This is a genomic window from Streptomyces sp. NPDC050509 (genome assembly GCF_044457965.1).
Classification (GTDB): Bacteria; Actinomycetota; Actinomycetes; order Streptomycetales; family Streptomycetaceae; genus Streptomyces.
The window spans coordinates 118,589-140,816 of the sequence record NZ_JBITHL010000005.1 but is presented as its reverse complement, the minus strand read 5'-3'; the positions used below and the strand labels follow the sequence as shown (position 1 = coordinate 140,816).

Below are 22,228 nucleotides of genomic sequence, written 5' to 3'. Positions count from 1 at the left end.
CCAGCGCTCAGAACTGGGACTGGAGGTGCTGCCAGAAGCCGTCCCGCAGCGACCGGCGCAGCATGGAGTGGCCCCTCAGCGAGCGCTGGAGCAGCTTCTCCGCCTCGATCAGCAGGTCCTGGTCGACCGGTCCCGGCAGATAGGGGTGGCCCGGCAGCAGCTCGGCCATGGCCTCCCTGCCCCGCTCCGCCAGCCACGTCGCGGCGATCTGCGCGCCGAGGAACCGGACCTGGTCCCGGGAGGGCGGCGGCTCGCCCTCGTGCTCGTACGTGGTGACCGGCCGCCGGGTGACGTACGGCTTGCAGAACTCCAGGTCGAAGGTGCGCTGGCTGTCGACCTCCCAGAGCAGCGGCTCCGCCTGGTTGGACCCCTCGCCCGCCTCGATGCCCCAGAGGTGGACCCGCGCGCCGTACCCCTGCGCCGCCTCGACGGCCGACACCAGGTCCTCGTCCCCGCCGACCAGGGCCGCGTCGCTGATGGCGCGGTGCCGGGCGAGCGATTCGAGGTCGGTGCGGATCAGGGAGTCGACGCCCTTCTGCTGGTTGTTGGCGTTGAGGTTGCCGAGCCTGACCTTGACGTCGGGCAGTTCGGCGATGGACTGCTGTTCGGTGGTGTGGATCCGGCGTCTCGCGCCGTCGTACCAGTAGACGCGGAGCAGTCTGCTGTCCGCGAAGATGATCCGCGCCTTGTCGATGAAGGCCTCGATGAGCCCTTCGGCGTCAAGGTCGAAGGAGCGCCGGTCCTCGGTACCCGCTACAAGCAACCCGGCCGCAGCGTAGACGTAACCCGCGTCGACGAAGATGGCATGGGTGGACGGGGTCTTCGCGACCTCGGCCAGCACGCGCTGGAGCAGCTCGTTGGTCCGCTCCAGCCGGGCGCCGATAGCGGTGTTCTCCGCATCGCTCTCCGCGCTGATCTCGGTGTTGCTCTCTGCGTTGATCTCTGCCTCGTTCATACGCCGTTCGTTCTCGATGGACGGACACCTTACCCATCGGTAGTTAGTCACTCAAAAATTTTCCTTAGCGTAGGGAATGTTTGCAGAGGGCAAGCCGTTGATCAGGAGGTAGCTGCCCGACATATAACCAACGACGGAGTTGCCCGTCACTCACACAGTTCTCCAGCAGGAGGATCAGACGAAGGGAGAAGCCTTGCGCTTCGAAATCATGCGACTCGACGACGTCGACGGCTCGGCCGTGGACAGCACCGTCGTGGACGCCGCCTCCGTCAACCGGATAGTGCAGCAGGCCGCAGCGATGGGCCAGCGCATCTATATCCGCCCGGCCGAATCCTCGGCCTCGTAACCTTCCCGGCTCTCCGGGATTTCACGCGACGCACGAAGCGCCCCCGTACGGATCACTCGTACGGGGGCGCTGCCCGTTGCCCCGGGCATCGAGTTGCCCCCGGCTCACGAGGCCTGGACGACCTGGGTGACGCCGTTGATGATCTGCTGCACGGCAATGGCCGAAAGCATCATCCCGGCGAGCCGGGTCACCAGCACCACTCCGCCGTCCCTGATCACCCTGATGATCAGCAGCGAGTAGCGCATCGTCAGCCAGAGCACCCCGTGCATCGCGACGATCGCCGCCCAGACCGAGACCTGGCCCGTGGCGCCGTCGGCGTGCTGGACGGCGAGGATGACGGAGACGATCGCGCCGGGCCCCGCGAGCAGCGGCATGCCCAGTGGTACGAGCGCCACGTTGACGTCCTTGGTCTGCTGCGGCTCGTCGGTCTTGCCGGTCAGCAGGTCGAGCGCGATGAGCAGCAGGAGCAGCCCGCCGGCGATCATCAGGGCCGGTACGGAGACATGGAGGTAGTCCAGGATCTGCTGGCCGAGCAGCCCGAAGACGGTGATCACGCCGAAGGCGACGGCCACCGCCTGCCAGGCCATGGCGCGCTGGACCTTGGCGGGGCGCCCGGAGGTCAGGGCCAGGAAGATCGGGGTGATCCCGGGCGGGTCCATGATCACAAAGAGGGTGAGAAAGAGGGATCCGAAGACAGCAAAATCGAACACAGTGAGGCCCTGAGGGAAGAAGAAGCGGAGAGGAACGGGGACGAACGGAACACGGCGGCGGCGCCGGGGAGGCGGCCGGCCGGGCAGCCGGTTACAGGCGGGTGGAGAGGGACGGGGGCCAGGCCGGTTACGCCCGGAAATACGCCGGACGTACGGCAGGGCCGCGCTGCGGCGGGGGGAGGGCGGAAGCCCTACGCGTGTCCGCCCGCACCGGGCACCGGGAAGGCGCCGAAGGCGCGCCGGGTGATCTCGCCGTAGATCTCCGGGTCGGTGGTCCAGGCGCCCAGCTCGATGGACTTCCGGGTGCCGTGGTAGTCGCTGGAGCCGGTGGTCAGCAGCCCGAGTTCGGCGGCGAGTCCGCGCAGCCGGGCGCGGGTCGGCCCGTCGTGGTCCATGTGGTCGACCTCGACGCCGTCGAGCCCGGCGGCGGCGAGCCGCGCGACGGCGGACTCGGGCACGACCTCGCCGCGCTTGACGGCCTGAGGGTGGGCGAGGACGGTGACCCCGCCGGCGGCCTTGACCAGGCGGATCGCCGTGAAGGGGTCGAGTTCGTGCTTCTCGGCGTAGGCGCGCCCGCCGTTGGCCAGCCACTGCGACGTGAAGGCGTCGGAGACCGTCTCGACGACGCCCAGTTCGACGAGGGCGGTGGCGATGTGCGGCCGGCCCAGGGAGGCGTCACCGGCGATCCGCTCGACCTGCTCCCAGGTGATCGGGACGCCCAGCTCCTGGAGCTTGGCGACCATCGCGCGGGCGCGGGGCACGCGGTCGTCCCGTACCAGCTCGCGCTCGCGCAGGAACGCGGGCTCGTCCGGGTCGAAGAGGTACGCGAGCATGTGCAGCCCGACACCGTCGAGCCGGCAGGACAGTTCGGCGCCGGTGACGAGCGTGAGCGGTCGGTCGAGTCCCGGGAGCGCGGCGATCGCCTCGGCGTGACCCCGGGTGGAGTCGTGGTCGGTCAGCGCGACGACGTCGAGCCCGGCTCCGACGGCGTTACGGACCAGCTCGGCGGGGGTGTCGGTGCCGTCCGAGGCGGTGGAGTGGGTGTGCAGATCGATGCGCACGACGCGGACTCCGGAGCTGGGGACGGGCCAGGAGTGAGCCCTGGCGGGGGACGTCAAGGATAACGGCAGGCGTTTCCCACCCCGCACGCCCCCCGCACGCCCCCCACGCCCCACTCGGACGCCCTCGTACTCCCTTGCACGCCTCGCGCGCCTCACCCGTGCCCTGCTCCCCGTACGTGCCCTCCGTGCGCCCGTACGCCCGTACTCAGTGGAGCAGCCGGGGAGAGAGCACGCCGCACGGCAGCAGCTCCACCTCCGTGCCCACTTCCCGCAGATCGGTCAGGACGAGTTCGTCGTAGAGCAGCAGCCCCGACTGCTCCGGCCAGACGATCGCCCACAGCCAGAGCCCGAGCGCCTCGCCCACGAAGACGGCGCGGTCCTGCGGCGCCTGCGGGACGTGCCAGAGCGGGGTGGGCCGACCTGCGGCCAGGAGTTTGGTCTGCGGCGGCTTGTCGACACTGATCATGGCCCCCGGGTCGGGTCCGTCGATCCCCGCGTAGCGCGCCCCGAGCCCGACGCCCAGCTCCTCGGCGATCAGCAGCAGCTCACCGCTGCCGCCGAGCGGCCCGGGACCCGAGCACGCGACGGCGGTGGCCCGGCCGCCGCTGCGGTCGTCGCCCGCGTACGCCACGCCGGCGAAGAGCCAGCCGACCGGCAGCGGCCAGGGCATCCAGACCGGGACCCGCGCGCGGTGCACCACGACATCGAGGGCCTCGACGCTGGGCGGTATCACGGGCTGGAGCGGGTGCACGGTGCCATGCACGTCGCACTGCCAGGAGTCGGCGAAGAGACCGGGCGCCCTGACCCGGCCACCGCACTTCGGGCAACTGGGTTCACCCCTCATAGGGCCCCACGGTCCTCCGCGACCGTCGTCGCGTCAAGGACGATCACCCGTCCGGCCCGAGGTGTCACGGAACGATGTAGGTGCAACTTGCAATCATTAGCTCCGCTAACTTAATATGTGCATACACCATCTATCCAGCCGGAGAGCGAGGAGACCCCTCATGCGCGCAGAGCCGGGCGAAGCAGGCCGCGGAGATCCGTTCGACGAAGGAGCGGGCGGGCTGTTGCACCAGCCCAAGGCCGTCTGGGCCACGGCCGGAGCCTCCGTCGTGGCCTTCATGGGCATCGGACTCGTCGACCCGATCCTGCCGTCCATCGCCAAGGGACTCGACGCCACCGCGAGCCAGGTCTCCCTCCTCTTCACGTCCTACTTCCTGATCACCGCCGTCGCGATGTTGCTCACCGGCTGGGTCTCCAGCCGAATCGGCGGACGGGGGACCCTGCTCGTGGGCCTGGCCCTGGTCGTCGTCTTCGCCGGACTCTCCGGTACGTCGTCCTCCGTAGCGGAACTGGTCGGCTTCCGGGCCGGCTGGGGTCTCGGCAACGCGCTCTTCGTCTCGACCGCGCTCGCCGTCATCGTCGGCGCGGCGGCCGGGGGTTCCTCGGCGGCCATCCTGCTGTACGAGTCGGCGCTCGGCCTCGGCATGGCCTGCGGGCCGCTGCTCGGCGCGCTCCTCGGCGACGCGAGCTGGCGCTACCCGTTCTTCGGCACCGCCGCGCTGATGGCCATCGGCTTCGTCTGCATCACGGCGTTCCTCAAGGAGCAGCCCAGGCCCGCGCGGAAGACCTCGCTCCTCGACCCGATCAGGGCGCTCGGGCACGGCGGGCTCGCGTCGGCCGCCGCCGCGGCGTTCTTCTACAACTACGCGTTCTTCACGGTCCTGGCCTTCACGCCGTTCGTGCTGAACATGTCGCCGTACCGGTCGGGCGCGGTCTTCTTCGCCTGGGGCCTGCTGCTCGCGGTCTTCTCCGTCCTGGTGGCGCCCCGGCTCCAGGCGCGCCTCGGCTCGCTGCGGGTGCTGGGCGGCTCGCTCGTGCTGCTCGCCGCCGACCTGGTGGTGCTCGGATACGGGAACCACACCGCGGCCGTCGTCGGCACGATCGTCTCGGGCGCCTTCATCGGCCTCAACAACACGGTCTTCACCGAACTGGCGCTGGGTGTCTCGGACGCGCCCCGTCCGGTGGCGAGCGCGGGCTACAACTTCGTCCGCTGGTTCGCCGCGGCGGCGGCGCCCTTCCTCGCACCGAAGATCGAGGAGTGGAGCGACGTCCATGTCCCGTTCCTGGTGGCCGCGGGCGCCGCGGTCGTCGGCGCCGTCGTCGTGGGGGTGCGGCGCGGCGCGCTGAGCCACCGGGCCGAGGAACTGCGGCCCGCGCACGCCACGGAGGACGGCGTCGGGGTCTTCGCCAACTGACCACGACGACCACCGGAGCGGGGCCGGACCCTGATCCGGCCCCGCTCCGGCCCCGTACCCGGATCAGTCCAGCGCGACCGAACGCCGCAGCGGGTCGCGCAGGTCCGTGCCGCGCGCGAGCCAGCGCTCCTCCAGCTCCGCGGCGCCCCTGACCCGCTTCCACGCCGCCTCGTTCGGCGTCATCGGCAGCAGCGGCAGGAACCGTACGGGTTCCAGGGGCGCGTCCAGCTCCAGGTCCGGCACCAGCCCCCCGGACTCCCCGACCAGGACGGAGTGGAACGGCGCCCCCGGCCACAGCGGCCCGCCCACGTCGAGCGAGCCGCCCGGCGCCACCACCACGCCCTCGACCTGCGGCGACGCGGCCAGTACCGCGAGCGTGCGCAGCACCTGGTCGGTGTCGGCGAGCCCGGCGCGTACGGAGAGGACCAGCTCGGCACGGGGCCCCTCCACCCCGTCGGCGAGGAGCGCGGACGGGTCGGCCATCGGCTGCGCGGACATCCCGAGCGTGGCGTACCGCACGACGTCGGAGCCGTCCAGGAAGCGCAGGACCTCGATACGGTCCGTGCCCAGGAAGGTCACCGCGGCGCGCGCGTCCGGTTCTCCCAGGGCCGTGCGGAGCCGTGCCTCGACCAGGGCGAGAATTTCTTCCATACGGGGAGCATAGATCGCGTAAGGATTGGGCAAGAGGTCAGTTTGGCCCTGAGGCTGCTGATACCGTAGGCCGCCGGTCGGGACAGCACGCAGAAGCGTCGCTCTCCAGTCCCGACGACACGTCATCCCCCACGGGGGACAGACTGGAGGAGGTGGGGCTGCGGTGGACCGAAGTCACCCGGCCAGTACCAGCCGCTCTTCCGCCCGAGTCGCGTCGCATCCGTCCCGGTGAACTGACACCTCCTCGGTGTACTGACACCTCACGGACATGCCGACCGCCCGCCGCACCGGGCACGGCCATGGCAGATCGCACGACGGAAGAGCACTTCTCGATCGCCGGTGTTTATTCCTGTCATAAGCGAACGCCGTCACCGCGAACGCCGCGGTGCCGCCCGCTTTGCGGACGTCACGCAACACGTCCCCATTCCGGGCTGTGCCACGCTCCCGCCGACGGCCTCTCCGTAGAGGAGCCCCGCCATGTCGATGATCCGTGACCTGCGCGCAGCGGTCCGCCCGTCCCTGCGCAAGAACAACGCCTCCTTCGGCTCGTACGACGGCTACGACCCCACCCGCGACCCGTCCGCTTCGAGCGCGGTCGTCGACTGCGCGGTCTACCGCGACGGCGAGCGCGTCAGGGAGGACCCCTGCCTGACCCCGCGCGAGGCGATGCTGCGCGTCCGCGAGGGCGGCGGCTTCGCCTGGATCGGGCTGCACGAGCCGACCGAGGCGGAGTTCGCGGGGATCGCGGCCGAGTTCGGGCTGCACCCGCTGGCGGTGGAGGACGCGGTCCACGCGCACCAGCGGCCGAAGCTGGAGCGGTACGACGACACGCTGTTCACCGTCTTCAAGACGATCCACTACGTGGACCACGCCGAACTGACCGCGACCAGCGAGGTCGTCGAGACCGGCGAGGTGATGTGCTTCACCGGCCGGAACTTCGTCATCACCGTCCGGCACGGCGGCAAGGGCTCGCTGCGCAGCCTGCGCCACCGTCTGGAGTCCGACAGCGATCTGCTGGCCAAGGGCCCCTCGGCGGTGCTGCACTCCATCGCCGACCATGTCGTGGACGGGTACATCGCGGTGGCGGCGGCCGTGCAGGACGACATCGACGAGGTCGAGATCGATGTCTTCTCCGCTCCGGCCAAGGGCGGCCCGCGCGGCGCGGACGCCGGGCGGATCTACCAGCTCAAGCGCGAGGTGCTGGAGTTCAAGCGCGCGGTCTCCCCGCTGCTGCGTCCGATGCAGTTGCTGAGCGAGCGGCCGATGCGGCTGATCGAACCCGACATCCAGAAGTACTTCCGTGACGTCGCGGACCACCTCGCCCAGGTGCACGAGGAGGTCATCGGCTTCGACGAACTGCTGAACTCCATCCTCCAGGCCAATCTGGCGCAGGCGAGCGTCGCGCAGAACGAGGACATGCGCAAGATCACCTCGTGGGCGGCCATCATCGCCGTGCCGACGGCGGTCTGCGGGGTGTACGGCATGAACTTCGAGCACATGCCGGAGTTGCAGTGGCGGTTCGGCTACCCGCTGGTCCTCGGCGTCATCATCACGACGTGTGTGGTGATCCACCGCACGCTCAAGCGCAACGGCTGGCTGTAGCACCACGGCGGGCAGCGGTACGGGCCGGACCTGACGGTGGTCAGGTCCGGCCCGTACCGCCGTGCGGCGCCGGTCAGTTCAGCGCGCGTCAGTTCAGTGCACGTCAGTTCAGTGCGCGGAAGCCCGCCATCCCCGATCCCGCGTTGACGCCGCTGCCCTTGATCTCCGGGTAGAAGAGCAGGTCACCGGCCGCGTTGGTGGACCAGACCGCGGGCTTGCCGTCGCCCAGGACGTTCGGGACCGCGGTGAGCAGCGGGCGGTTGGCGGGGGTCCAGCCGGTGCCGATGGCGGCGCGGTCGGGGCCGGAGCCCAGGCCCTCGCCGTTCGGTCCCGTACCCGCGTACAGGAACAGTTCGCCGGTGTCCTTCTTGCGGGCGGCGAGGTCGACGCGGCCGTCGCCGGCCGTGTCGCCGGGGGCGGCGAGGTCGTAGTTGGACCAGCTTCCGTCGCCGATCAGGACGGGCGGCTGGTCGATGAAGTCGTCCAGGTAGTAGACGTAGTCGTCGAGGTAGCCGGACGGCGAGCCGAAGTAGAGCCAGAGCTGGTCGCCCTGCTTGACCAGCAGGTCCGGGTAGCCGGGGCGGTCGTCGGGGCCGATCACGCCGTCGCCGTCGAGGTCGAGCGGTCCGTCGACGTCACCGATGGCGAGGATCTGGTCGGCGCCCTGCCAGTGGTCGTTCTCGGTGTCCCAGACGCGCAGTTCGCGCTTGTCGGACTCGTCGACGGCGCCGGAGCCGTCGTTGGGGTGGACCCAGAGGCGGTCGCGGGCCACGGCCGGGTCGCCGGCCAGGGTGATCAGGTCCTCGTAGCCGTCGTCGGTCCAGTCGCCGCGCCGGGTCGTCTTCGTCCCGGTGTAGCGGCCGGCCGGGGAGGCGGCGCGGTCGGCCTTCACGGCCTTTCCGGTGCCGTCGCCGAAGTGGCGCTGGAGGGTTCCGGCGGCGTCGACGGCCCACAGGTCGGCCTGGCCGTCGCCGTTGAGGTCGCCCACCTTGTCGGCGACCTTGGCGCCGTTGGCGTAGAAGAGGTAGGCGCGGGTGTCGGAGCGGTTGCCCGCACGGTCGAGGCTGCGTACGTAGAGCTGGTGCGCGCCCGCCTTGGTGGGGGTCAGTTCGATGTTGACGGAGCCGCCGAGGGCCGCGGGCGCGCGGGTCGTGATCGTCGGGTCGATCGTGGACCAGAACTCGTACGAGGCGATGTCGGTGGCGGCGCCGGGGCCGACGACGAAGGTGCCCGGGTTGCGGACCGTGCCGGTGTCGACGGGCCAGCCGGCGGTGCCGTCCGGGAACTGCTGGGAGGTCACGGTCGGCGGTGCGCTGGGACGGTCGGGCAGGTAGACGAAGCGGCAGCCGGGGGCGCCCTCGGTCGGGTTCCAGTCGCTGGTCAGGGAGCCGTCACCGGCCTGGACCTTCCAGGAGAAGTTCCCGTCCGCCGTGCCCACATGGGCCTTCAGGGTGGCCTTGGGGATGGTGACGCGGGCGACGGAGCCCGAGGTGATGGCGACCGTCTGGTTGACGATCATGACGCCGTTGGGATCGGCGGTCGGGTGGTGGCCGGTCGCCCAGAGGTGGAACTTCATCTGGACCGTCCCGCCGTCCGGGTCGCTGCCCTTCGCCGTGAGCTGGACGTCCGTGTCACCGATCAGGCCGTACGGCGCGGTGTTGCCGCAGCCGGCGGAGTTCTTCGTGCTGGGGACGGTGTCGAGCGCGGACGGCACGGCCGGCGGCGTGTTGTACTCGGTGCTCAGGACGGCGGTGGCGGCGTCGAACTTCTTCCAGCCCTCGGTGTCCGTCGTGCTGGCCTGGAGGCTGAGCGTCATCGTCGGCCAGTTGGAGGCCGCCGCCTTCACGGCGTTGCCCTTGACGCCGAACTCCAGGTTGCCCGCGGGGCAGCCGTTGCCCCAGCCCTTGGAGTCGGTCACGGTGGCGAGCAGCGCGCCGAGCGTGGGCTGCTTGGCCCAGGTGGTGGCGGAGCTGATGGGGTTCGAGGCGTACAACTGGACCGGCTTCTTGGTGCAGGACCAGGAGTGGGTGTTCTTGATCCGGAACGTGGAGTTCACGATGGACTTGCCGGAGAGGTTCCGGGTGTCCATCGTGAAGTACGAGAACCAGGTGCCGCCGGTCTCGTTCTCGTGGCCGACCCGTGCGACGTTGTCCGACTTGTTCCAGTAGCTGGTCGTCGGGTAACTCTTCGCGACCGCGGTCCAGTTGTTGCGTCCGCCGGAGACGTACGGATCGATGTGGACGGGGAAGACCGTGTCGGGCGCGGTGAGCAGCCCCTGATCGGGCGTCAGCTTGAGGGCGCCGCCCTCGACGACGGCGGGTACGGCGCTCTCCTTGGCACCGGCCGCCGGAGCGAACCCTTCCTCCTCGATGGCCGGGGCCTGCCGGGCGGACCGCTTCGCGGCGCCGTCGGTCGCGGCGGAGCCGGTCGCGGCGCCCTCGGCCGCGGCGAGCGCGGCGCCGAGTGAGGCCGCGCCCCGGGGCTCCTGGCCCGTGGCGACGCCGGAGCTGTCCCACATGACCGGGGTGGGCGCGGCGAACACGTTCTGCCCGGCCGGGTCGACGGCGGTGAGGTTGCCCGCCGCGTCGGTACGGGCCCGTACCCCGTCCGTCTCCATCGGGAAGGTCAGCCGCTCCAGCCGGGGATCGGCGGCGGCCTCCCGGGACTTGACGACGAGGACCTGCTGGAAGCCGGTGACCCCGGCGCGCAGCTTCAGGTCGACGCCGGGGATCACCTCGGGGTACGTGGCGGTGTCGCCGTCGAGTTCGGGCGTGGGGAGCTTGCCCTGCCAGTCCAGCGACATGGTGCGGCCGTGCTGCTCGATGGTGGCCATCACCGCGTCGCCGCCGCCGGAGAACTCCAGGCCGACGGAGGTGGCGCGGGGCCGTACGGCACCGTCACCGGTGCGTACCAGCGTCGGATCGGCCGTCACCAGGCGGCCGTTCTGGCGGACCCGGATCGGGACGATGTGCGTCTCCTGGGTGAAGGAGCCCGAGGGGTTGGCGTAGGTGGTGGAGAACTCACCGCGCTGCGCGACCACTTCGACCTGTTCCCCGGTCGCGGCCGCCTTCTTGAGGGCGCGCTCGGCCGGTGTGGCCCGCTCGGCCGCCGCGTCGGCGGACGTGGCGGCGCCGGCGGCCGTGGCCGGTACGGCGGAGAGCGGTATGACGGCGCCGGCCAGGCCGGTGGCGACGGCGGCGGCGATCAGCGGGCGCAGTCGCGCCCGGCGTCTGCGCAGCCGTGGTTGAAGTGACAAGACGTTTCCTCCCCGAAGCCCCCGGCGGTCCCGCGCGCGTCTCGCGGAGCGGTGACCGAGGGAAGCCCAACAGCCTTTGTGAATGAACGGTGATGGCGAACGAAAGGAGAGTAAAGCGCACACCATCGATGAATTAATCCGGCATGTTGCGGCAATCCCGACATTCCGCTTGTGCAAATCACAACAGAAGCGATCAGATATGCCCCCTTTAGCTGTGCTTTACGTAGCTCTTAGGCACGTATTCTCCACACGCGGTTATCAACTTCACCACTAGGGGGCTTCCGTGAACGACCCATCGAGCCGCGCCGTGCACAGCCGGCGCAGATCGAGACCAACACGTCGAAGAAGGTGGACGAAAACCACGTCCGTCATCACCGCGTCCCTGCTCCTCGGGGGTTTCCTGAGCGCCGAGACCGCCTTCGCGGTCGGCTCTCTCGCCCTGCCGAAGCTGGACGAGACCAAGCCCGTACCGGTCTCCCCGGTCGACCGGAAGCGCGCCGGCGGCAAGGACGACGCCGCCCGCGACGCGCTGAGGTCAGCGCCCGGCGTGAGCTGGCCCGCGCCCGGCACGGCGGAGGTCGAACTCCCCGCCGCCCGGGGCACGGTGGAGCGCGCGGGCAAGCTGCCCGTACGGCTCGGGGCCGCCGCAGGGAAGACCCCGGGCGGTGAGCGCGGCAAGGCGCCCGCGACCGCGCGGGTCCAGATACTCGACCGGAAGACCACCGAGAGGCTGGGCGTCGAGGGCGTCGTCCTCGCCGTGCGCGCCGCCGACGGCGGCAGCGACGCGAAGGTCCGGCTCTCCCTCGACTACTCCCGGTTCGAGCACGCCTTCGGCGCCGGCTGGGCCTCCCGCCTCTCCCTCGTCCACCTGCCCTCCTGCGCCCTGGAGTCACCCGGCGCGAAGGACTGCGGCGCGCCCGCCCCGCTCGACACCGACAACGACACGGGCGACCGGACACTGACCGCGGACATCCCGGTCGACGCGGCGGCGCCGGCGGACGCCACCGGCGGGGACGCCGCCGAGGCGCCCGTGACGGCCGCGCCGAAGAGCGCCCGCTCCGCCACCGGCCTCACCGCCGCCTCCGGCGTGACCCTGCTCGCGGCGACCGCGGGCGCCTCCGGCGCGGGCGGCGACTACAAGGCGACGCCGCTGAGCCCCTCGGGCAACTGGACGGCCGGCGACTCCTCCGGCGGCTTCGGCTGGGGGTACGAGATCCAGACCCCGGAGTCCCCCGGCGGCATGGACCCCGAACTGGCCCTGAACTACTCGTCGCAGTCGCTGGACGGCCGTACGGCGGCCACCAACAACCAGTCCAACGAGGTCGGTGACGGCTGGTCGCTCACCGAGAACTACATCGAGCGACGCTACGTGTCGTGCAACGACGACATGACGGGCGGCACCAACAAGGCCAAGAACGGCGACCTGTGCTGGTCCACCTGGAACGCCACCATGTCGCTCGACGGCCAGTCCCACGAACTGGTCAGGGACGACACCCGCGGTGAGTGGAAGCTCAAGGACGACGACGGCACCAGGATCGAGCGGCTGACCGACGCCGACGCCCCCTCCCCGCGCGCCAACGGCGACAACGACGGCGAGCACTGGCGGATCACCACCACCGACGGCACCCAGTACTACTTCGGCTACAACCGGCTGCCCGGCTGGTCGTCCGGGAAGGCGGAGACCAACTCCACCTGGACCGTGCCGGTGTACGGCAACCAGAGCGGCGAGCCCTGCTACAAGGCCGCCTTCGCCGACGCGCACTGCCAGCAGGCGTGGCGATGGAACCTCGACTACGTGGTGGACACCAACGCCAACGCCACCACGTACCACTACACCCAGGAGAAGAACCGCTACGGCCGTAACGTCTCCGCGACCACCGGCCTCGGCACCCCGACCGAGTACGTCCGGGGCGGCTACCTCTCCCGTATCGAGTACGGACTGCGCTCCGACAACCTGTACGGGACCAACGCGGCGAGCGCCAAGGTGGACTTCACGGTCGCCGAACGCTGCCTGCCCGACGCCTCCTTCGACTGCGCCCCGGCCAAGATGACCACGGCCAACGCCAAGCGCTGGCCCGACGTCCCCGTCGACCAGGAGTGCAAGGCGGGCGAGGACTGCAAGAACCGGATCGCGCCGACCTTCTGGACCAGCAAGCGGCTGACGAAGATCACCACCTCGTCGCTGGCCGGCTCCTCCTACCAGCCGGTCGACTCCTGGGAGCTGCGCCAGGAGCTGCCCGACCCGGGCGACGGCTCCCCCGCCTCCCTCTGGCTGGCGGGCATCACCCGTACCGGCCACACCGGTGAGGCGCCGGTCTCCCTGCCCGAGGTCACCTTCAAGGGCTGGCAGCTCCCCAACCGTGTGGACACCACCGGCGACGGCATCCCCGCCCTGGTCCGCTACCGCGTCAACCAGATCGACACGGAGACCGGCGGCTCCATCGGCATCACCTACTCGGCCGCCGACTGCGCGCCCGGCAGCCTGCCCTCGGAGACGTCCAACACCCAGCGCTGCTACCCGGTCTACTGGTCGTCCGCGGACTCCCCCGCCGCCGACTACAAGCCGGTGAAGGACTGGTTCCACAAGTACGTCGTCACCCGCGTGCTGGAGAACGACCTGGTCGGCGGCTCGCCCACCGAGCAGACCGACTACACGTACGTCGGCGGCGCCGCCTGGGCCAAGAGCGAGGACGAGTTCACCAAGGCCGAGCACCGCACCTACAGCGACTACCGCGGCTACGCCGAGGTCCGTACCCAGAACGGCAACGGCGTCGACGGCCCGAAGCTGGACAGCCGTACCCGCTACTTCCGCGGGATCGAGGGCGCCAAGGTCGCCGACTTCGAGGGCAAGGAGGTCACCGACCAGCCCGCCTTCCAGGCCATGGAACGCGCCGAGATCGTCTACAACGGCACCGAGGTGATCTCCGAGGAGACCTCCACCCCCTGGCACAAGGGCCCCACGGCCACCCGCGCCAGGCCCGGACTGCCGGCCCTGACCTCCGGGATGACCGACGTCCAGGAGGAGACCACCCGCTCCCCCGCCAAGGGCGGCGGCTGGCAGCGCACGAAGACCGAGCGGACCTTCGACGCGTACAGCATGGTCGCCACGGAGACCGACCACGGCGACACGGTGAACACCGGCGACGAGACCTGTGACACCACCACCTACGCCCGGAACACGGCGGCCAACATCCTGGAGCTGGAGGCCACGGAGAAGGTCACGGCGGGCACCTGTGCCGCGCCGGGCGAGCTGATCTCGGAGAACCGCAGCTTCTACGACGACTCCACCACCCTGGGCGCGGCGCCGACCCGCGGCAACACGACGCGTGAGGACGAGAACAACGCGGAGGGCACGGGGTTCTTCACCGCCGCGCAGACCTCGTACGACGGCTACGGCCGCCCGGTCAAGGTGACGGACTCGCAGAACCGCGCCATGCGCTCGGAGTACGTGCCGGCCACCGGCATGCCGACGAGCATGGTCACCACCAACCCGCTCGGCCACACGCTGACCACGGAGATCGACCCGCGGCGCGGGGTGCCCGTCGCCGAGGTCGACGCCAACGGCAAGCGCACCGAGCTGGGGTACGACGCGCTGGGCCGGCTGACCGGCGTCTGGGAGCCCGGCCGCACCCAGGCCAAGTTCCCCGACCACCCCAACGCCTCGTACGAGTACCGCATCTCCCGGACCGACACCCCCGTCGTCACCACGCGTGAGCTGCGCGGCGACGGTTCGACGGAGACGAGTTACGAGATCTTCGACGGTCTGCTGCGCGAGCGCCAGACCCAGGCCCCCTCGCTCACCGGCACGGGCCGGGTACTGACCGAGACGCTGTACGACTCACGGGGACAGGAGTGGAAGTCGTTCGACGACTACTACACCACCGGCTCCCCCGAGGCGCGGCTCGCCGCCGGTGACGACACCAAGGCACCGGCGGTCGTCCGTACGGTCTTCGACGGCGCCGGCCGGCCCACCGAGACCATCGCGATGAAGTACGGCACGGAGACGCGCCGGACGAAGACGGTCTACGACGGCAACCACACCACGCTGATCCCGCCGAAGGGCGGCATGGCGAGCACCACGATCACGGACGCGCAGGACCGGGCCGTGGAGGTGCTGGAGTACACCGACGAGGCCAGGACCGCCTCGCAGTCCCTCAAGTACGCCTATGACAAGCGCGGCCTGCTGGAGACGGTCACCGACCCGGCGGGCAACGTACGGAAGTTCGGCTACGACGGGCGCGGCCGGGAGATCCGCGCCGACGACCCGGACAGCGGCACGCTCCTCACCTCGTACGACTCGCTCGACCGGCCCGTCTCCACGACGGACGGCCGCGGCGTGAAGCTGACGGTCGCCTACGACGAACTGGGCCGCAGGACCTCGCTGAACCAGGGCGAGAAGGTCCTCTCCGAGTGGACGTACGACGCGGTCGCCAAGGGGGAGATCGCCGAGTCGCGGCGGTACGTGGACGGCAACGCCTACGTCCAGAAGATCACCGGATACACGGACGACTATCTGCCGACCAAGGTGGAGGTGACCATCCCCGACTCGGAGGGCGACCTCGCCGGCACCTACTCCGTGGGGTACTCCTACGACGCGCTGACCGGTCTGCCGACCGCCCTCAACCAGCCCGCGATCGGTGATCTGCCGGCCGAGCGCGTGGTCACCCGGTACGGCGCGGACGACCAGGCACAGGGTCTGACGGCCGGCGGCAGGACGCTGGTCAACTCGTCCACCTACGACGCCTTCGGGCGGCCGGTGCGGACCGAGTACAACGACGCGGCACGCCGCCTGTACCGGTCCACCGCGTACGACGAGCACACCGGCGAGCTGCTGCGCACCACCACGGACCGCACCGCGGCACCGACCCGGGTGGACGACACCTCGTACGCCTACGACCTGGCGGGCAACGTCACCCGGATCACCACGGTGACCGGCCAGGACGCGGCGAAGCAGACGGACACGCAGTGCTTCACCAGCGACGCGCTCCAGCGGCTCACCCAGGCGTGGACCGCGGAGGACTCCTGCGACGCGGCGCCGACCCCGTCGAACGTCGGCGGGCCCAAGCCGTACTGGCTGTCGTACAGCTACGACGCGCTGGGCAACCGGACCAAGGAGGTCCGGCACGATGTGGGCACGGACGGCGCGGCGGGCAACAGCGCGCTGGACTCGGTCCGTACGTACGAGTACGGGAAGCCGGACGGGGCCAAGCCGGCCGCGGTGACCTCGGTGAGCACCGAGAGCAACGGCGCCACGACGGGCACGGACACCTTCGGCTACGACGCCGCGGGCAACACGACCTCGCGGAAGACGGACGGCCGGGACCAGACGCTGGTCTGGGACGCGGAGAACCAGCTCGCGAAGGTCGAGGAGCCGGGGCGGGTCACCGTCGAGTACACCTACGACGCCGACGGCGGCCGGCTGCTGAGGAAGGACCTCACCGGGACGACGCTCTATCTGCCGGGCGGCAACGAACTGCTGCTGCGCGCCGACGGCAAGAAGGCGGGAACGCGCTACTACGACTTCGACGGCGAGACGGTGGCCGCGCGGACCGACGGCGCGATCCAGTTCCTCTTCGAGGACCATCACGGCACGGCGTCGACGGCGATCGACGCGAGCACACAGGACGTACGGCACCGCGCACTCGCCCCGTTCGGCGAGGAGCGGGGCTCGCCCGGCGCGTCACCGGCGCTCTGGCCCGGCGGTGACCAGGGCTTCGTCGGCGGGACGACGGACAGTACGGGGCTGACCCAACTAGGGGCCCGCTCCTACGATCCACGGCTCGGCCGGTTCCTGAGCGTCGACCCGATGAGCGACCTCGGCGAATCGCAGCGCATGAACGCGTACGCCTACGCCAACAACAACCCGGTCAGTTTCTCCGATCCCGACGGACTCTTCTGGGGCAAGATCAAGAAGGCGGTCAAGAAGGCGGCCAAGAAGGTCACCAAGAAGGTCAAGAAGGCCGTAAAAAAGGTCGCCAAGAAGGTCAAGAAGGCCGTCAAGAAGGTGGTCAAAAAGGTCAAAAAGGTGGTGAAGAAGGCCACCAGGGCCGTAAAGAAAGCGGCCAAAAAGGTAGCCCGGGTCACCAAGAAATATGTGAAACGCGCTACCGCAACGGTCAAGAAATACGCCAAGAAGACCTACCGCGCGGCGAAAAAGACCTACCGGGCGACCAAATCGGCGGTCAAGAGAGCGGGCAGCAAGGTCGCTTCCGTCACCAAGAAGGCGGCGAAAGCCACGGTGTCGGGGGTGAAGGCCGCTTCCAAACAGGTCACGCTCCACAGAGTGGGCAAGGTGCTGGGCCATGTCAGCACCATCACCGGGACCTTGGCCGGAGTCGCGGCCATGGTGCCCTTCCTGCAACCGGCGGCGGGCGCCCTCGGCGCGGTCTCCGCTGTCACCGGGCTCGCCTCGGCCGGGGCCTACGCGGCCGACGGTGACAAATCCGCCGCCGTCAGCCAACTCGCCGGTACGGCAGCGGCCGTCATGCTGGGCGGGGCCGGTTCCGCGGCCAAGCTCATCCGGGGATCCGGCGCCGTCGCGCGCGGTTCCCGGGTCGCGCTCACGGACGGACTCGCGGGCGTGGGCGGCAAGTTGATGCAGTCGGGCGGCAAACTCGAAAAGGGGGTGGGCGTGGCGTCGATCGGACTGCACACGGCCGCCGCCAACACCGGGGGCCTCATCGGCCTCCATGACGACAGCCAGAAGGTTATGGCACGCTGATCCGGCGCTCGGCCGGGGAGGAGCCGACGCTCCTCCCCGGCCGGGCGGCACCACCGTCCGTTCCCTCAGCGCGGCAGCGGTGCCGCGCCGTTGTGCCACTTCCTCCGTGCCGCCCTCCTCAAGGGAAAATCCGTTCTCAAGGGAATATCCATGCTCGATATCTCGCGCGACATCATCTTTCTCGTCTTCATCCTCGGCATGGGCGTTTTCGCGCTGGTTTACAGCATGCTGACCGCCACCTGGGGTCAACGGTCGGTACTCCTGTGGATGCTCATCCCGCTCGGCGGCGGCATAGCACTCGGACTCGCCAAGGGCGAATCGGTCGATGTCCTGCTCCTCAGTCTGGGCGGAGCCCTGGCGATGATGGCCGTTCTGATGGCTTTCCCCAGCGGCAAGAGAAAGGAGCTCTACCGGCGCCAGGCGGCCGGGGAGAAGGTCGACTGGAAAGAGGCCGAACCGCCCACGTGGGCGATCTGGGTCTTCATCTGCGCGGTCCTCCTGTGGATCGCCTTCTCCTTCGTCGCCACCGGGGGATGATCCCGCCCCGGAGCGGACCGGAGCGAGACGGACCGGAGCGAGAAGAACCGGAGCAACCGGAACCGGCGCGGCAGGAGCCGGCTCGACAGGACACCGCGAAGCCGCGTGTGCTGCGGAGACCGGGCACCCTCGTCTTCATGGCGCTGCTCTGCTGCGTCATGCTCGCCATGACACTGACGCTCTGGCTGGTCGCACGGTCCTCCGACCCCCTGGGCGACACGCTCCTGGTGTCCTCGGTGACCCTGGCCATCTCCTGGCCGACGCTCCGCTTCGCCAGAGCCCGCGTGGAGATCCACGGCGGCGGACTGCACATCGTCGATGTCGTGCGCCGCACCCGGATCCCCTGGGGCGCGTACCGGATGGTCGAGACCGACGGCGGACTCACCGTCGTCTCCCGCGGCGAGGAACGGCACGCCGCCGTCGCCTTCAGCGGCTCCCTGATGGAGGACATCCTGGCCCGGCGCGGCAGAAGCCGTACGGTCACGGCAGCCGCGCGGATCAGGGCCGCGAGCCGGGAAGCGTCCGCCGCGTCCCTCCGGGACACGGAAGTGACGGTAGAACGATGGGAGTTCATCCCCGCCGACCTGCTCCTGGCCCAGCTTCCCGTGTGCCTGGTCCTCACCCTGGCGGGCATCGTCCCGAGGTGAGAGAGGCCCACCGACCGCGCATCCGCCCCGGCGCCGCCGATAGGCTGCGGGCATGACAGAACCACAGCTCGGGCAGGCGCTCGTCGAGGAGGCCACCAAGAAGTCCGGCCTCGTGTGGGTGCGGGGCTCGGGGCCCGACCGGGCGCTCTGGCACGTCTGGCACGAGGGCGCCGCGCTGATCGTCGGGGACGGACCCGGGGAGCAGCCGCTGCCGGGGCTCGTGGACGGGGCGCCCGCCGAGGTGACCGTGCGCAGCAAGGACAAGGGCGGCCGGCTGATCGCCTGGACGGCGGTCGTGGCCGAGCTGGCGCCGCACTCGCCGGAGTGGGAGAGCGCGGTCGCCGAGCTGAAGGGCAAGCGGCTCAACGCGCCAGACGCCGAGACGATGACGGAACGCTGGGCGCGCGAGTGCCGGGTGGTACGGCTGGTGCCCGCGGAGACGATCACCGAGCTGCCGCAGGGCTCACTGGCCGCCGTACCGCTGGAGACCCCGGCGACGACCCGCGAGCCCGTCCCCGCCTCGCTCGGCCGCCTGCTGCTGCGGCGCAAGAAGAAGTAGGAAGAAGGCCACCGGCTGAACCGGGCGGCGACACCTAGTCGCCGGTCTTCGGGAGCCTGGTGCCGTAGTCGACCGTCTGGTCCTTCGTTGGGGCCGCCAGGTCGAAGTCCTTGCCCCACTCCGTCAGGGAGAGCGTCCCCGCGCCGCCCGCGCGCAGCAGTTGCAGCGGGTACGGCGTGCCCTCCAGGGAGACGTCCAGCGTCCCGCCCGCGCCCTTGGTGCCGTTGATCTTGATGGTCCGCACCCCGCCGATCCGGTCGCGGTCGCCCTTGTCCAGCGCCCCGTGGAGCGTCAGTATCCCGGCGAGGAGGACCTTCTTGTCCGTGAACCCGCTGAGCTGCTTGTACGACGGATCGTCCGGCGGGACCTTCACGTACTTGTCCTTGAGCTTGCCCGCGGCCTCCGCGTCCGAGCCGCCGGCGGGCGGGGTGCTCGCCGTGCCGCCGGTGTCGTCGGCGTGGTTCCAGAACCCGGCGTCGGCCTTCAGATACAGCTCGTCGTCGATGCGCAGAAGCTGGAAGGTGCTGTTCTTCGAGGTGACGGAGCCGGTGCCGCCGTTCTCCTTCAGCCGCATGTTGAGCCGGTAGGTCCCGCCCTCGCTGACCAGCGCGCCGGAGAGGTGGACGGCCGCGGCGGAGTCCGCCACCGCCTTGGCCTTTCTCTCGATCTCGACGGCGGTGAGCTTGCCTACCCCGTTCGTCCCCTTGTCCGGATCCTCGGCCTCGCCGCCGCACGCCGTGAGCACCGCCGTGAGTCCCAGGCAGAGCGCCAGGGGAAGGGCGGCCCGGCGGGAGCGGTCGGACGACAGGGGAACGATCACAGACGCACTGCCTCTCATACGCTGCTGGGGGGTGGCAGACCGCAGCGTACCCGGGCCGCGGACACCCCGGCCCGCCCCCCGAACTGCGCGCGGTACGAACGGCCGGACGGACGGATCCGTCAGCGCGTGCCGCAGCGGTACGGGCTAGCCTGAACCCGTAATCGCGCTGGATAGAAGGACAATCAAGGACAAGGAGGCGCTCGGAAATGGCGGCAGGCGTCCCCCGTGTCTTCGTCTCGCACCTCGCCGGCGTGCCGGTCTTCGACCCCACCGGCGACCAGGTCGGCCGGGTCCGCGATCTCGTCGCCGTGCTGCGCGTCGCGGGACGGCCGCCGCGCCTGCTCGGCCTGGTCGTGGAGGTCCTCAGCAGGCGCCGGATCTTCCTGCCGATCACCCGGGTCACCGGGATCGAGTCCGGTCAGGTGATCACCACCGGGGTGCTCAACGTACGCCGCTTCGAGCAGCGCCCCACCGAGCGCCTGGTCCTCGGCGAGCTGCTCGACCGCCGGGTACGGCTGGTGGAGGACGGCGAGGAGGTCACCGTCCTCGACGTCTCCGTGGCGCAGCTCCCGGCCCGCCGCGACTGGGAGATCGACAAGGTCTTCGTACGGCGTGGCCGCAAGGGCGGCGCGCTGCGCCGGCGCGGGGAGGCCCTGACCGTCGAGTGGTCGGCCGTCAGCGGTTTCTCGCTGGAGGAGGAGGGGCAGGGCGCGGAGAACCTGGTCGCCACCTTCGAGCGGCTGCGCCCCGTCGACCTCGCCAATGTGCTGCACCACCTCACCCCGAAGCGGCGCGCGGAGGTCGCTGCGGCGCTCGACGACGACCGGCTCGCCGATGTCCTGGAGGAGCTGCCCGAGGACGACCAGGTGGAGATCCTCGGCAAACTCAAGGAGGAGCGCGCGGCCGACGTCCTGGAGGCGATGGACCCGGACGACGCCGCCGACCTGCTCTCCGAGCTGCCCGAGGCCGACAAGGAGCGGCTGCTGACCCTGATGCGCCCCGACGACGCGGCCGACGTACGGCGCCTGATGTCGTACGAGGAGCGCACCGCGGGCGGTCTGATGACGACCGACCCGATCGTGCTGCGCCCGGACGCGACGGTCGCGGACGCACTGGCCCGGGTACGGATGCAGGACCTCTCCCCCGCGCTCGCGGCCCAGGTCTACGTGTGCCGGCCGCCGGACGAGACGCCCACGGGCAGGTACCTGGGCACGGTGCACTTCCAGCGGCTGCTGCGGGACCCGCCGTACACGCTGGTCAGCTCGATCGTGGACAGCGATCTGCCGCCGCTCGCGCCGGACACCCCGCTGCCCGCGATCACCAGCCATCTCGCCGCGTACAACATGGTCTCGGCGCCGGTCGTGGACGACGGCGGGGCGCTGCTCGGCGCGGTGACGGTCGACGACGTCCTGGACCACCTCCTGCCGGACGACTGGCGTGAGACGGGATTCCACGGCGGGGAGGCGGACCGTGGCGCCTGAGCGGCGGGACAACAACGAGGGCTTCGGCCCCCGGGAGCGGCCGAAGGCCGGCTCCACGGTCGGGTCGACGGCGCTGACGCGCGGCGGGCGGGTCCGGCTCGACCAGCCGAGGTCGCAGCGGCGCAGGGTGCTGCCCGAGTACGACCCGGAGGCGTTCGGGCGGCTCTCGGAACGGGTGGCGCGCTTCCTGGGGACGGGCCGCTTCATCGTCTGGATGACGCTGGTCATCATCGTGTGGCTGGTGTGGAACATCAGCGCCCCGGTCCACCTGCGCTTCGACCCGTACCCGTTCATCTTCCTGACGCTGATGCTGTCGCTCCAGGCGTCGTACGCGGCGCCGCTGATCCTGCTGGCGCAGAACCGCCAGGACGACCGGGACCGGGTCACCCAGGAGCAGGAGCGCAAGCAGAACGAGCGGTCGATCGCGGACACCGAGTATCTGACGCGGGAGATCGCGGCCCTGCGGATCGGTCTGGGCGAGGTCGCGACCCGCGACTGGATCCGTTCGGAGCTCCAGGACCTGGTGCGGGAGATGGCGGAGCAGCGTGTTCTCCCCCCGGCCGGGCCGGATGACGGGCCGCCCGCGGGCCGGGCGGAGACGGACCGCTGACGGACTTGTCGGCG

General features: G+C 70.6%; 16 protein-coding genes. 9 read left to right on the top strand and 7 right to left on the bottom strand.

Annotation, left to right across the window (positions count from 1 at the left end; genetic code table 11):
* Positions 1-7: 7 nt before the first annotated feature.
* Entirely contained in the window at positions 8-955 is a 948-nt protein-coding gene (locus tag ACIBJC_RS16135) for an NYN domain-containing protein (protein ID WP_399292549.1), read from the bottom strand.
* A 193-nt stretch (positions 956-1,148) separates the two neighbouring features.
* Here ACIBJC_RS16135 and ACIBJC_RS16130 point away from each other — a divergent pair, with 193 nt between their 5' ends.
* Complete coding sequence (locus ACIBJC_RS16130; RefSeq protein WP_165840668.1) at positions 1,149-1,301, top strand: hypothetical protein; 153 nt, start codon at positions 1,149-1,151, stop codon at positions 1,299-1,301.
* Positions 1,302-1,405: 104 nt separating this feature from the next.
* On the opposite strand, the gene ACIBJC_RS16125 is transcribed toward ACIBJC_RS16130, so the two are convergent.
* The 3 genes from ACIBJC_RS16125 to ACIBJC_RS16115 form a co-directional block, all read right to left on the bottom strand.
* Entirely contained in the window at positions 1,406-2,011 is a 606-nt protein-coding gene (locus ACIBJC_RS16125; RefSeq protein ID WP_399292548.1) for a MarC family protein, read from the bottom strand.
* 191 nt (positions 2,012-2,202) lie between these two features.
* Complete coding sequence (locus ACIBJC_RS16120) at positions 2,203-3,072, bottom strand: PHP domain-containing protein (protein ID WP_399292547.1); 870 nt, start codon at positions 3,070-3,072, stop codon at positions 2,203-2,205.
* A gap of 205 nt (positions 3,073-3,277) precedes the next feature.
* Entirely contained in the window at positions 3,278-3,916 is a 639-nt protein-coding gene (locus ACIBJC_RS16115; RefSeq protein WP_399292546.1) for a DUF6758 family protein, read from the bottom strand.
* A gap of 160 nt (positions 3,917-4,076) precedes the next feature.
* Between ACIBJC_RS16115 and ACIBJC_RS16110 the strand changes: the two genes are divergently transcribed.
* On the top strand, positions 4,077-5,330 hold the full coding sequence (locus ACIBJC_RS16110; RefSeq protein ID WP_399292545.1) for an MFS transporter: 1,254 nt from the start codon (positions 4,077-4,079) through the stop codon (positions 5,328-5,330).
* 63 nt (positions 5,331-5,393) lie between these two features.
* Here the strand turns inward: ACIBJC_RS16110 and ACIBJC_RS16105 are convergent, their stop codons facing one another.
* Positions 5,394-5,981 (bottom strand): suppressor of fused domain protein, encoded by a 588-nt coding sequence (locus ACIBJC_RS16105; protein WP_399292544.1) that lies wholly within the window; start codon positions 5,979-5,981, stop codon positions 5,394-5,396.
* Between the two features lie 477 nt (positions 5,982-6,458).
* On the opposite strand from ACIBJC_RS16105, the gene ACIBJC_RS16100 reads away from it, so the two are divergent.
* Positions 6,459-7,583, top strand: coding sequence for a magnesium and cobalt transport protein CorA (locus tag ACIBJC_RS16100; protein WP_399292543.1), 1,125 nt, complete (start codon positions 6,459-6,461; stop codon positions 7,581-7,583).
* Positions 7,584-7,686: 103 nt separating this feature from the next.
* Here ACIBJC_RS16100 and ACIBJC_RS16095 read toward each other — a convergent pair whose 3' ends face one another.
* Positions 7,687-10,839, bottom strand: a complete 3,153-nt coding sequence (locus ACIBJC_RS16095) for a VCBS repeat-containing protein (protein WP_399292542.1) — start codon at positions 10,837-10,839, stop codon at positions 7,687-7,689.
* A gap of 283 nt (positions 10,840-11,122) precedes the next feature.
* Here ACIBJC_RS16095 and ACIBJC_RS16090 point away from each other — a divergent pair, with 283 nt between their 5' ends.
* The 4 genes from ACIBJC_RS16090 to ACIBJC_RS16075 all read left to right on the top strand — a co-directional run bounded on the left by ACIBJC_RS16090 (position 11,123) and on the right by ACIBJC_RS16075 (position 19,303).
* Positions 11,123-17,560 carry an RHS repeat-associated core domain-containing protein gene (locus ACIBJC_RS16090; protein ID WP_399292541.1) on the top strand — a complete coding sequence of 2,146 codons (6,438 nt, stop codon included), beginning with the start codon at positions 11,123-11,125 and terminating at the stop codon, positions 17,558-17,560.
* Between the two features lie 150 nt (positions 17,561-17,710).
* Entirely contained in the window at positions 17,711-18,097 is a 387-nt protein-coding gene (locus ACIBJC_RS16085) for a hypothetical protein (protein ID WP_399292540.1), read from the top strand.
* Positions 18,098-18,204: 107 nt separating this feature from the next.
* Complete coding sequence (locus ACIBJC_RS16080) at positions 18,205-18,744, top strand: hypothetical protein (RefSeq protein ID WP_399292539.1); 540 nt, start codon at positions 18,205-18,207, stop codon at positions 18,742-18,744.
* 52 nt (positions 18,745-18,796) lie between these two features.
* Entirely contained in the window at positions 18,797-19,303 is a 507-nt protein-coding gene (locus ACIBJC_RS16075; RefSeq protein WP_399292538.1) for a hypothetical protein, read from the top strand.
* A gap of 34 nt (positions 19,304-19,337) precedes the next feature.
* Here the strand turns inward: ACIBJC_RS16075 and ACIBJC_RS16070 are convergent, their stop codons facing one another.
* Positions 19,338-20,141 (bottom strand): hypothetical protein, encoded by an 804-nt coding sequence (locus ACIBJC_RS16070; protein ID WP_399292537.1) that lies wholly within the window; start codon positions 20,139-20,141, stop codon positions 19,338-19,340.
* A 188-nt stretch (positions 20,142-20,329) separates the two neighbouring features.
* Between ACIBJC_RS16070 and ACIBJC_RS16065 the strand changes: the two genes are divergently transcribed.
* The gene (locus ACIBJC_RS16065) at positions 20,330-21,604 is read left to right on the top strand and encodes a magnesium transporter MgtE N-terminal domain-containing protein (RefSeq protein ID WP_399292536.1); all 1,275 of its coding nucleotides are present in this window, start codon (positions 20,330-20,332) and stop codon (positions 21,602-21,604) included.
* Positions 21,594-22,214, top strand: coding sequence for a DUF1003 domain-containing protein (locus ACIBJC_RS16060; protein WP_399292535.1), 621 nt, complete (start codon positions 21,594-21,596; stop codon positions 22,212-22,214). The genes ACIBJC_RS16065 and ACIBJC_RS16060 overlap by 11 nt, the downstream gene beginning before the upstream one ends.
* The last annotated feature ends 14 nt before the right edge of the window (positions 22,215-22,228 follow it).